An 11,743-nucleotide genomic window follows, 5' to 3' on the forward strand; every position below is an offset into this window, starting at 1 on the left:
TATAGCCGCTGAAGTTCAGCGGGAAATATTACATAATTATAACATAGGACCTGAACCCGACTCCCCAACACTTCGCGGCAGCTCTCCGCATTTATGTCTACAGCAATCATCACGCCGCGCGCTCCTTTTATTTTTTTGAAGCACAATCTTTTTTACACAATTATACGGTCTTAACTGAGGCTCTTTTTTCGCCCCCCTATGTTGTGTTATTCTTATTATACCGTAAAATTTCTTTTAAACAGACTATACCTGCCATGCCGCCCTAAGCGAACTGACCTGGCACGGACGAAAAGGAATTGGCAAGCAGCCAGACGGCTGCATAGGATACTTCTAAAAGAGAAAGCCCTAATTTTTTACAGCGGTGAGGAACATGCCGGGTATTTCATGGTTTTCGTTTATCTTTCTTTTTCTGATACCCTTTTTGTTATGTTGGTCTACAGTCCGGCTGCTGGCTCGGCTGCATCCAATATACCGCCGCTGCCCGGTCCGGGCAGCGTATTGGCTGGCGTCAGGGGCCAGCGTGGCCGTCCTGGTGGCCAGCCGGTGGTTACGGTTTGACGGGATCCAGCCCGACTGGTTCCGGTTTCTTATGTACGTGGCTTATGTCTGGATTATTGCGCAGTTATTGCTGCTACTCATTCTGATTATTTTTTTTCTCGCCGACTGGCTGGCCGGTAAGGTGAAGGCGGGAAGACGGGATAATGCTGCGGCGACAGCGCGAACCGGGGGCATTACGCGACGGGAATTTCTCCGCACGGCGGTGGCCGCGGCGCCACTACTAAGTCTGGCCGTTACCGCCCGCACCGTCTACGCTACCGATGCTACCGTTGCCGTTAACCGTTATCGCCTTGCTTTCGATGGCCTGCCGGACAGCCTTGCCGGTCTGAAAATTGCCCAAATCAGCGATACCCATATCGGGCCCTTTTTCTCCCTGGCTAAGTTTGAGCGGGTGTTGGCTATGGTAGAGACCGAGCGGCCCGACCTCTTGGCCGTTACCGGCGACCTTATTGATGATTTGGCTTTGCTGGACGGAGCGGTAAAGCTACTTACCGATTTTCAGCCCCGGCTGCCGCTGGGTATTTATTTTTGTTGGGGCAATCATGAGTATTTTCGCGATATTGGCCGTATCCGCCGGGCGCTCATGGACAGTCCTGTCACCATCCTTGAAAACAGGGCGGCAAAGGTGCTGGACGGTGAGCGGCCGCTGTATCTGGCCGGTGTCGACTACCCTTGGGCTAAAAGCGGCGCAGCCCAGGTTGAGCGGCGGCGCTTTCTCATCGAGAAGGCGCTAAGCCAGGTACCGCCGGCTGCGTTTACCATATTGCTGACTCACCACTCGGACTTTTTAGCCAATGCGTTTGCGGCCGAAGTGCCGCTAACCCTGGCCGGCCACACGCACGGGGGACAGGTAGTGGTATTTGGGCGGTCGCTATTACCGGTACAGTACACTTTTATGCGCGGTCTCTACCGTCAAGGCCGATCCTATGGCTATGTACATGCCGGCACCGGCCACTGGCTGCCTTTACGCGTTGGCTGTCCGGCGGAAATCAGCTTGTTTACGTTGGCGAGAGGAGCGATAACATGAGCAAGATTAAGATTAAAAAGAACCTTAGCGATCAGGATATGCTGGCCAACTGGCGCGAACCGGCCAGCTTCGAAACTGCTATCCATGACGAAAAACCGGCCGCCCAAACGGCTAGAGGAAAAGGCCGTGAGGGCGAGTCGTTTCACAGTTCGTTTTTGACCCCACAGCTGCAGGAAAAGGTAGGAAGGGCTCTGCTGGACTTGAAACTGGCGTTGTATAAGGAAGGTATCGTTGATTACGAGATTAAAGTGGTCCGTCAGGGACACCAGGTCATTCTTATGGCAGTACCCAAGGATGCTAAACTATCGCCCAAAAGCCGGTCATAAATCGGCGGACAAGAACAATGCTCAACTGTTAATAAGCACCGTCTTCGGCTGGTGCTTATTTTCTTGTTTATTTAAAAAGGAGATGCGGCGCCTATGTGGAAAGTATTAGGATACACCTTAAAATACACCAAGCAGGATTTTGACGGAGAAAGGATCGATGGCATGGGCAAGTGGCATCGCGATTTTTGCCGCGATATCTGGCAGTTAACCAAAGAATACTGGTGGTCGGAGGAAAAGTGGCAAGCGAGGGGACTGCTTGCCGTTAACCTTACCCTGACCTTAGGCCATGTGTATATTCTGGTGCTTATTAATGAATGGTACAACACCTTCTATAATGCGCTGCAAAATTATGACAAGGATGCGTTTTGGAAAGCGTTGGGCGAATTCTGCATCCTGGCGGCGATCTACATTATCATTGCGGTCTATGAACTTTACCTTCAGCAGATGCTGGAAATCCGCTGGCGCCGCTGGCTGACCTACCGTTATCTGGACAACTGGCTCCATAAACGCACTTACTATATTATGCAACTGTTAGACCCGGGTACCGACAACCCGGACCAGCGTATCAGCGAAGACTTGCGCCTTTTCACCGCCTATACCCTGCGCCTATCATTAGGCCTGCTCAAAGCGGTTGTTACCCTCGTATCCTTTGTTGCCATTTTGTGGCGGTTATCAGGCCCGCTACATATCCCCCTCGGATCTTGGCAGCTCACAATCCCCGGCTACCTGGTGTGGGCGGCCTTGGCTTATGCCATTGTTGGTACCTGGCTTACGGTAAAGATTGGCCGGCCGCTGGTCAATTTAAATTTTGACCAGCAGCGGTTTGAGGCGGACTTCCGTTTTAGTCTGGTGCGGCTGCGCGAACATGGCGAGAGTATTGCCTTTTATGGCGGTGAGCGGCAGGAACAGGCTAATTTTGTCCAGCGGTTCCGCCGCGTTTTTGAGAATTTCTGGCAGCTCATGCAGCGCCAGAAACAGTTAACATGGTTTACGTCCGGCTATTTTCAACTGGCCATTATCTTCCCCATCCTGGTTGCCTCGCCACGTTACTTTGCCGGGCAAATCCAGCTTGGCGGCCTGATGCAAATTTCGTCGGCCTTTGGCCGCGTCCAAGATTCTTTGTCCTGGATTATTGATCGTTTTTCGCAATTGGCCGAATGGCAGGCGGTTGTCAACCGTCTGGTTGGATTTATTAACAATATGGAGCGCATACGCCATATTTGTCAGAACGAAACGGGCGTGCGGATTCGGCCGAGTGAGAAAGCGGCTTTCACCGTCGACGGCCTGAATGTATGTCTTCCTGATGGGCGTCAACTTATTCAGCCGCTCACCTTGGAACTTCGGCGGGGTGATTCGCTGCTTGTTGTCGGGCCTTCCGGCTGCGGGAAAAGCACCCTGCTGCGCACCTTTGCCGGCTTATGGCCTTTTGGCCAGGGTGAGATCTACATTCCTCAGGGACACAGTGTATTATTCGTGCCGCAAAAAAGCTATCTTCCTATCGGTACCCTGCGGGAGGCGCTACTGTACCCCAAGAGTCCGGGTTCGGTCAGCGATGCGGCCATCCGGGAAGCGATGGACCTCTGCCAGTTGCAAGGCTTTAAAGACCAGCTTGACCGGGTCGAAGACTGGTCACACATTCTATCCCTGGGCGAGCAGCAGCGTATAGCCTTTGTCCGTGTGTTGCTCCAAAAACCGGACTGGCTGTTTTTGGATGAAGCTACGTCGGCGCTGGATGAACCTACCGAGCGGGCGCTGTATAAACTACTCCGCGAACGGCTGCCCCAGACGACAATAGTCAGTGTCGGCCACCGCAACACTTTGAGCGGCCATCACCGGAAAAAACTTGCCATTGATGGTTCGGGCAACTGGAGCATGCTTAATCTTTAACAACAAAAACCTAACCGCTTTGCCGCGGTGCATAGGTGTAGCAGGAATTTATTAACGAAACAAGAATGAGACCTCATGGATCTCCCACAGTGGTAGCAAACGAAAGTCCCTGTGGCAGATAAGTGAGGTCTTTTTTGTTATATGTTTAGTTAAAAACGGGCGGTGACATTTTTATGCGCGAAACCGAAATTATGCGCATCGGGATTAAGACCATTGACCGAGTGAATATGACCTTTGATATTTTAAAAGTTTTTGCAAAATACGAAGTAAATATCATCTGGATGGAAGTTTATACCCACATCATCTATATCAAGTTCGACCGCGTAGACGCCGCCACCTGGGGAAAGATGCACGCCGAGATATTAGCGGTGAGTGGTGTGCAAGAACTTACCGAAATTGATTTAATTGCTTTTGAGGAACGGGAACAGTTGATTGAAACAATCCTTGACGCGAGTAGTGACGGGTTCATCGTTATTGACAAAGACGGGACAATTAAGCTGACAAATTCGCGGGCGATCCAGATTTTGCGGCAAGCCGGAAATTTAGAAGGCAAGTCGATATATACCATCTTGCCCGCTCCTGACATAATAAAGAAAGCCTTAAGCAAAGGAATAGAAATTAGCAACCATACCCTGTTTTATGAACATGGCGGCGGCACTTGCCATTGTCTTGTCAGCAGCCGGACATTGAAAAATGAAGCGGGCGTTATTCAGGGGCTGATTTTAACTTTGCGCGATATGCACGATGTGCGCGAAATGGTGTATTCGATTACTCAGGCCCGACAGATAACTTTTAATGATATTGTGACCAAAAGCCCGTCAATGCTGTCAGTAGTGGCATTAGCCCGCAATATTGCCAAAAACAACTCTACCGTCTTAATCCGCGGTGAGAGCGGTACCGGCAAAGAATTGTTTGCGCGGGCCATCCACGCTGCCGGGAAGCGGCACAACAAACCCTTTATTCCCCTTAACTGCGCGGCAATTCCCGATACGCTGATTGAGAGCGAACTATTCGGCTACGAGGATGGCACCTTCACTGGCGGCAAAAAGGGCGGCAAACAAGGCCTCTTTGAATTGGCACACGGCGGTACCCTCTTTCTCGATGAGGTAGCCGAGCTGTCAGCGTACGTCCAGGCAAAGTTGCTGCGTGTATTGCAGGAAGGAATGGTCCGGCGGGTCGGCGGCCACAAAGAGATCGCCGTTGACGTGCGCATCATTGCGGCTACGAACCGCAACCTTGAGGCCATGCTAAAAAATGGCCAGTTCCGGGAAGATTTATTTTATCGTTTGAATGTTATCCCGCTTTATATACCGCCACTCAGGGAACATATTGAAGACATTCCGCTGCTGATCGACCATTTTATTAAAGTTTTGGGCGGTAAATTGGGCAAACCTGATATCGTTGTTTCTCCCCGCGCGGTTGAGAAAATGTTGCGTTATCCCTGGCCGGGAAATGTGAGGGAATTGTCCAATGTGGTTGAACGGGCCATTTATCTTTGCGACGGCCGGGTAATTACCGAAGACCATATCGTTTTTGCACAGGCAGCGGTCGATCAGCCGGCAGCTGCGGTGAATGATGCCATTCCCTTGCTGCGCGAGGCGGTGGAAGCAACAGAGAGAAAGCTTATTGCTGAGGCTATCCGCCGCTATGGCAGTCTCCGTCAAGCCGCCAAAGCGCTGGGCGTGACCCACACTTTGCTAATAAACAGAATGAAAAAGTTAAATATCCACAAAATGGTTTAACCGTAAACCGCTGGTTTAAATATAAACCAGCGGTTTAGTGCTTTTTGGCACGATTTTATTCCAGAATGCCACTAACCGGCCAAATTGCGGGGCTTTCGGCGTTGGTATGAAACTTGCATTAGTTACTAACAGCGATTGGAGGTGTTGATTATTGAACAGTAAACATATTAGTACCCTGGCGGTTCACGCCGGTACGGCGAGCCCCGCTTCAGCTACGGAGCCCAAAGTTTTGCCAATTGTTGCGTCATCCGTGTGGTCGTTTGACAGTTTGGCCCAGCTAGATGATGTGTACGAAAACAAAGTCCCCGGTTTTGTCTACTCACGGATAAGCAATCCGACTGTGGAACTATTAGAACAGGCCGTCGGGATGCTCGAAGGCGGCGCGGCCGCAGCCTATGCGTCAGGGATGGCGGCAATCGCCACCGCCATTTTCGCCGAAGTTCGGCAAGGGGATCACATTGTGGCTCACCACGTTTTATACGGCGGCACTTATGCGTTATTGAAAAATGAAATGGCCAAGCTGGGGGTGGAGGTAACCTTCGTGGATTGCAATGATCTGAGTGCGGTGGCGCAAGCGATCCGGCCAAATACGAAAATTCTGTATTTGGAAACCATTTGCAACCCATTGATGGAAGTCTTGGACATTCCGGCGATTGTTCAACTGGCTCGCACGGTCAAGGCCAAAGTTTATGTTGATAATACCTTCGCATCACCTTATCACTGCCAACCCCTCGCCCATGGCGCCGACGTGGTACTGCACAGCGCGACCAAATACCTCAACGGCCATAGTGATGCGATGGCCGGCGTTATCGTCGCCGACAGCGATTTTATCGCCAAGGCAAAAAATGTGGGAACAACTTACGGGGCGACGTTAAGTCCGTTTGATGCCTGGCTGACGCTACGCGGTTTAAAAACCCTGGCGCTGCGGATGCACAGGCACGCCGAGAATGCTTTGGCCTTGGCCAAATACTTGCAAGTCCATCCCAAAGTTACCGGTGTCAACTATCCGGGATTAGAAAGCACGAAAACGCACGGGTGCGCGAAAAAACTCTTACAAAACGGCTTTGGCGGCATGCTGAGCTTTACCGTGCAGGGGGGCTTGGCAGGAGCACGCACGGTTATCGACAGTCTCGAAATGGTTAAACTCGTCCCAAGCCTTGCCGGCCCGGCAACAACGACCTCTCATCCAGCGAAAACGTCACACCGCGCCATGCCGGCAGCGGAGCGGGAAGCTTGCGGGGTTAGCGATGGCTTGATTAGGGTTTCTGTTGGGCTTGAGGAGGCGGCTGACATCATTGCCGACTTTGATCAGGCATTAGCTAAATTATAGCGGGAAGGAAGAAATTATGGACATTGCTAGACTGACAGAAGTGACAGCCCAGAATTTAGAATACGCAGTAAAGCTTGCCCAAAAAATGGTGCAGACACCTAGTTTGTCCGGTCAGGAAAAGGAGCTGGCCGAACTGACCCGGCAAACGATGGAGCAGCTGCGTTTTGACGAGGTTTATATTGATGAAGTAGGCAATGTCATTGGGCGGATCAAAGGACGCGGCGGCGGTCGGTCAGTAATGTTTAACTGTCATCTGGATACTGTTGCCGCGGGTGATCCTGCCGCTTGGAAATACCCGCCTTTTGCCGGCGTAATCGCAGATGGGGCGTTATGGGGGTTGGGCGCTAGCGATACGAAAGCGGCGTTTGCCTGCCAAATTGTCGCTGCCGCGGCGCTTAAAGAGGCGGGAATGCTGCCCACCGGCGATATATGGGTGGTCGGTGTTGTCCACGAAGAAACTTCCGGGTTTGGCAGCCGCTATCTTGCCAAAAAATTAGCGCCCGATGTGGTCATTCTTGGAGAAGCGTCGGATAACCAAATAAAAATTGGTCATCGCGGCCGGATGCAGTTTGACATTTACTTTAAAGGTAAATCTACCCATGCCAGCGTACCGGCTCGCGGCGTTAACCCCCATTTTGCCGCTGCCCGGTTACTGTTGCAGATCGAAAGGCTGAAAATGCAAGCTGACCCGTTTTTTGGCGAATCTTCGGTGGCCCCGACGCTTTATGTTACTGACCAAACAAGCAGCAATGTTACGCCCGGCCAGGTTGTCTTATCGTTGGATTGGCGAAATATCCCCGGCGAAACGGAAGAGAACATCCGCCGCCGGCTCGAACAAGTTGTCGCTGAGTGCCTCATACCAGGAGTTACCGCCCGCATCGAATTAAAAATGCGCGATGTTGGATGTTATACCGGCTACAAGGGCGTGGCACCGGCGGGGGAACCAAGTTTTGCCACGCCGCCGGACGACCCGATCGTGCTAGCGGTCCAACAGGCATTAGCCGCTGTGTTCAACCGGGAGGTATCCATTGGCGTATGTGGTTTTGCTACCGATGGGGGCCATTTCCGCGCGGAGGGAAGCAAAGTGATTATTTTCGCGCCGTCGGAAGAACGTTATTGCCATACCACTGAGGACAGTGTTTCCATCGAAAAAATGCGGGAAGCGATTTTGGGGAATATGGCGTTGGCGCTGTGTTTGGGAGCGGAAAATTGTTAGCCGCCGTGCAACATAAAACCAAAATTTTGGGTGTTTTAAGCATAGCCCAGTTGGCGGCGATGCTTATATGGTATAACTTCTCGGCGGTGCTTCCCATTTTGAAACAGGAATGGCGGATGAGTAATGATCAAGCCGGCACCTTGCTGGCGGTGTTTCAGCTGGGCTATGTAATTGCTGTATTGTTTACCGGCTGGCTTACCGACCGCATTGGCGGCAAGCTTACTTTTGTAATTAGTGCGATCGAAACAGGCCTCGCAAGCTTGGGATTTGTCTTTTTTGCCGACGATTTTACTTCCGGTATGGTGTGGCGGACATTAGCCGGCTTAGGACAGGCCGGACTGTATGTACCCGGTATGCAGATATTAAGCCGCTGGTACGGTACATCTGAGCGAGGCAGGGCGATCGGCATCTACACCTGTTCGCTGGTTGGCGCTTACGCTGGGGCTTACTATATTGCCGCCCCCTTGGCCGCGATGTATTCTTGGCGGCAGGCCCTGCTTTGGACTAGTATTTGGGCGTTTCCGGCGGCGCTCTTAGTGTATCTGTGTATCCCCGCTGAAAAAGGGGAAGGGCTGCCCGCATCTCCGACCCAGCAAGAAGATGCTAGTGGCCCTAAACGGGCGGCGGCGCTGATCATGGGCCGGGCAGCCTGGCTCATCATTGCCGGTTATATGGGCCATATGTGGGAACTGTATACCCTTTGGGGCTGGATCGGCGCTTTTATGACGCATGTTTTAACGCTTAAGGGAATAGACGCAGCAACGGCGATCAGTTACGGCGGAGCCCTTGCGGCGACCTGCATCCTGATGGGCGGCTTTTCCCCCGGTTTGGCCGGCGTTGCCTCCGATAGGTATGGACGATGCCTTACGGCGGTGGTGGCTTTGGTTATTAGCGGTCTCTGTGCGTTATTTTTTGGTTGGTTGGTGACTGCGCCTGTCTGGCTGGTAATCCTGGTGGGGTTAGTATACGGTTTTTTCATCGTCGCGGATTCAGCGATATTTAAAGCGGGACTGACCGAATTAGTGCCGGCCGGCAGTCTCGGCTTGGCCCTAGGCCTTCAGTCCGTATTCGGTTTTGGCGTCACCATTGTTTCACCAAAACTCTTTGGCATGGTCCTTGACAGTTACGGTTGGGGCTGGGCTTTTGCTATGCTAGGCATCGGCCCGGTGATAGGCACGGTCTGCATGTTGGCGTTGCGGCAGTTGCCAGAAGCCAAGGCGATGGCTGGTGGCAAGCGGTAGTTTTCCAATGGCGGACAGTATGAACTAAATGTCGCTAAAATTTTGCAAACATGGTTTTGGGCTGTAGGCATTTAACGATTAACAGGCATTTAACGATTAATTCTATATTTACCAATAAGGGAATAATTTTCCTGAATATGAGGGGAGGGCAACTATGGAGGAAAAAGATTTGAAAAAGCTAGTGGAAAAACATCGGGACGCGGTAGTAGCATTGCGCCGCCACTTTCACACTTATCCGGAGATAGGCGGCAAAGAGTTCAAAACCCAGGAAAAAATTATGGCTGAACTAGCGGCACTGGGGCTGGAGCCGCGCAAGGCAGCCGGAACGGGCGTTATCGCCGAACTGCAAGGGGCATTGCCGGGCAAGACGGTAGCCATCCGTGCTGATATTGACGCCCTGCCGATTCAGGACGATTGCAGGCAGCCTTATCAATCGCAGCATGAAAATGTGTGCCACGCCTGCGGGCATGACGGCCATACGGCCATGCTGCTCGGTCTGGCGAAAGTTTTCACCGATCTGAAAGGCGAGTTGGCCGGTAATATCCGGTTTCTCTTCCAGCCCAGCGAAGAGCGGTTCCCTGGCGGCGCTTTGGGATTAATCGAGGCAGGCGCTCTCGATGGGGTAGATGCCATTATAGGCGCTCACTTGTGGCAGCCGCTGAAAGTTGGTACGATTGGTGTCACTTATGGCCGGATGATGGCTTCGCCCGACGAGTTTTCGATAACCGTCCAAGGCCGCGGCGGCCATGGCTCAATGCCCCAGCAGACCGTTGACCCCATCTTGGTTGGCGCCCAAATTGTCTTGGCCTTAAATACTATTGTCAGCCGCAATGTTGATCCCATGGAAAATGCCGTTGTTTCGCTCGGCGTCTTTAAAGCTGGCGATATTTTCAACGTTATCCCGGACACGGCTGTACTTCACGGCACGGTACGGACGTTCGAACAGGAAGTGCGGTTGAAAATTTTTGAGCGGATCGAGCAAATTGTCAAAAACATTTGTGAAGCCGCGGGGGCTAGTTATAAGCTAGATAAATTCTTTGGCTATCCGCCTGTTTTCAATAATCCGGCGGTTAGTAAAGTTATTGCGGCTGCCGGCTGCGAGGTACTGGGGCCGGACGGGGTAGTAGAAATTAAGCCAGTAATGGGTGGGGAAGATTTTTCCTACTACCTGCAGAAAGTGCCGGGAGCATTTGTTTATGTTGGCGCCGGCAATGCCGAGAAAGGCATTATTTATCCGCATCACCACCCCAAATTTGACATCGATGAGTCGGCACTCGCTTATGGGGTGGAAATCATGGCCCGGGCAGCGCTTAAGCTGTTGGCATAATAAAAGGAGGTGCAAATATGGCCCCAAAAAGCAAACTAACGGTCTTATTGGCAAGTATTCCCTTTATTACCCTTATCTTTGCCATACCCTTTGTTAACCGGCTGGAGCCGATGATTTGGGGGATGCCATTTCTCTTGTGGTGGATAGTAGTTAACGTACTATTAACACCGCTGTGGCTTGGTCTGGCCCATATACACGAGAAAAACCTTTCCGGCCGGGCAGGGGCAAGATCTGACGCGAAAAGAGGTGTAGGGAAATGAGTAACTCGGTAGTGGCCTTATCGTGGATCTTTGGCATTGTAATCCTTTGCGCCGTCATTGGTCTTTCCGCCAGTCGCAATATCAAAATGAACCTGGAACAGTGGTCAGTCGGCGGGCGGCGGTTTGGTACTCTATTTGTCTGGTTATTAATGGCCGGCGAAATTTACACCACTTTTCCCTTTCTTGGCGCTGCCGGTTGGGCTTACGCTAAAGGGGCACCCACTTATTACATCCTCTGTTATGGGACTATCGCATATGTGCTGTCCTATTTTTTGCTGCCGCCGATTTGGCGGGCGGGAAAAAATCTTGGCCTTGTATCGCAACCGGACTTTTTTGTAAAACGCTATGACAGTCGAGCCATTGGCGTATTAACGGCCGTTATCGGTGTGGCGTTTATGATTCCTTATCTCCAACTGCAGTTGACCGGCCTAGGCATTATCGTAGAGATTGCGTCTTATGGCGGCATTGATCGCGCTCCGGCCATGCTTATTGCCTTTGCGTTTGTTGCTATTTTTGTCTTTACCAGCGGCATTCGCGGGTCGGCTTGGACTAGTACCATTAAGGATATTATGATGATTATTGCCGTAGTAGTGGTCGGGTTTGGTCTGCCCTCAATCTATCACGGCGGCGTAGGTAACGTTTTTGCCAAGCTGGCCGCTCAGCAACCGGACTTCTTAGTTTTACCGGGTGGAACCAAGAACATGGACGTGCAATGGTTCATGTCGACCGTACTGCTGACCGGTCTTGGCTTCTTTATGTGGCCGCACACCTTTGCGTCGGTCTACAGTGCCAAAAGCGGCGAAACGCTTAAGCACAATGCGATACTAAT

General features: G+C 51.8%; 10 protein-coding genes. All 10 read left to right on the forward strand.

Annotated elements, in window-relative coordinates; translation table 11 throughout:
* Window positions 1-370: 370 nt before the first annotated feature.
* On the forward strand, window positions 371-1,585 hold the full coding sequence (locus tag TCARDRAFT_RS14590; RefSeq protein WP_007289397.1) for a metallophosphoesterase: 1,215 nt from the start codon (window positions 371-373) through the stop codon (window positions 1,583-1,585).
* Complete coding sequence (locus TCARDRAFT_RS07545; RefSeq protein ID WP_007289398.1) at window positions 1,582-1,911, forward strand: hypothetical protein; 330 nt, start codon at window positions 1,582-1,584, stop codon at window positions 1,909-1,911. Before TCARDRAFT_RS14590 ends, TCARDRAFT_RS07545 begins: the two co-directional genes overlap by 4 nt.
* 162 nt (window positions 1,912-2,073) lie before the next feature.
* Window positions 2,074-3,798: an ABC transporter ATP-binding protein/permease gene (locus tag TCARDRAFT_RS07550; RefSeq protein WP_040683181.1), complete on the forward strand. Its 1,725-nt coding sequence runs from the start codon at window positions 2,074-2,076 to the stop codon at window positions 3,796-3,798.
* 173 nt (window positions 3,799-3,971) lie between these two features.
* Window positions 3,972-5,540, forward strand: a complete 1,569-nt coding sequence (locus tag TCARDRAFT_RS07555; RefSeq protein WP_007289400.1) for a sigma 54-interacting transcriptional regulator — start codon at window positions 3,972-3,974, stop codon at window positions 5,538-5,540.
* A gap of 151 nt (window positions 5,541-5,691) precedes the next feature.
* On the forward strand, window positions 5,692-6,870 hold the full coding sequence (locus TCARDRAFT_RS07560) for a trans-sulfuration enzyme family protein (RefSeq protein WP_007289401.1): 1,179 nt from the start codon (window positions 5,692-5,694) through the stop codon (window positions 6,868-6,870).
* Window positions 6,871-6,886: 16 nt separating this feature from the next.
* A complete protein-coding gene (locus tag TCARDRAFT_RS07565) occupies window positions 6,887-8,086 on the forward strand; it encodes a M20 family metallopeptidase (RefSeq protein ID WP_007289402.1) in 1,200 nt (399 codons plus the stop codon).
* A gap of 5 nt (window positions 8,087-8,091) precedes the next feature.
* Complete coding sequence (locus TCARDRAFT_RS07570) at window positions 8,092-9,327, forward strand: MFS transporter (RefSeq protein WP_040683182.1); 1,236 nt, start codon at window positions 8,092-8,094, stop codon at window positions 9,325-9,327.
* Between the two features lie 154 nt (window positions 9,328-9,481).
* Window positions 9,482-10,654, forward strand: coding sequence for a M20 metallopeptidase family protein (locus TCARDRAFT_RS07575; protein ID WP_007289404.1), 1,173 nt, complete (start codon window positions 9,482-9,484; stop codon window positions 10,652-10,654).
* A gap of 17 nt (window positions 10,655-10,671) precedes the next feature.
* The gene (locus tag TCARDRAFT_RS07580) at window positions 10,672-10,914 is read left to right on the forward strand and encodes a DUF3311 domain-containing protein (protein WP_007289413.1); all 243 of its coding nucleotides are present in this window, start codon (window positions 10,672-10,674) and stop codon (window positions 10,912-10,914) included.
* Window positions 10,911-11,743: sodium:solute symporter family protein (locus TCARDRAFT_RS07585; protein ID WP_408643045.1), on the forward strand; the 833-nt coding region annotated here is incomplete at its 3' end. The genes TCARDRAFT_RS07580 and TCARDRAFT_RS07585, both read left to right, overlap by 4 nt.

This window comes from Thermosinus carboxydivorans Nor1, from assembly GCF_000169155.1.
In the GTDB taxonomy this organism is placed as follows: domain Bacteria; phylum Bacillota; class Negativicutes; order Sporomusales; family Thermosinaceae; genus Thermosinus; species Thermosinus carboxydivorans.

Bases quoted from the DNA above. Each gene is read 5' to 3' on its own strand.
- TCARDRAFT_RS14590 (WP_007289397.1), top strand. From the start codon at position 371: ATGCCGGGTATTTCATGGTTTTCGTTTATCTTTCTTTTTCTGATACCC.
- TCARDRAFT_RS07545 (WP_007289398.1), top strand. From the start codon at position 1,582: ATGAGCAAGATTAAGATTAAAAAGAACCTTAGCGATCAGGATATGCTG.
- TCARDRAFT_RS07550 (WP_040683181.1), top strand. From the start codon at position 2,074: ATGGGCAAGTGGCATCGCGATTTTTGCCGCGATATCTGGCAGTTAACC.
- TCARDRAFT_RS07555 (WP_007289400.1), top strand. From the start codon at position 3,972: ATGCGCGAAACCGAAATTATGCGCATCGGGATTAAGACCATTGACCGA.
- TCARDRAFT_RS07565 (WP_007289402.1), top strand. From the start codon at position 6,887: ATGGACATTGCTAGACTGACAGAAGTGACAGCCCAGAATTTAGAATAC.
- TCARDRAFT_RS07575 (WP_007289404.1), top strand. From the start codon at position 9,482: ATGGAGGAAAAAGATTTGAAAAAGCTAGTGGAAAAACATCGGGACGCG.
- TCARDRAFT_RS07580 (WP_007289413.1), top strand. From the start codon at position 10,672: ATGGCCCCAAAAAGCAAACTAACGGTCTTATTGGCAAGTATTCCCTTT.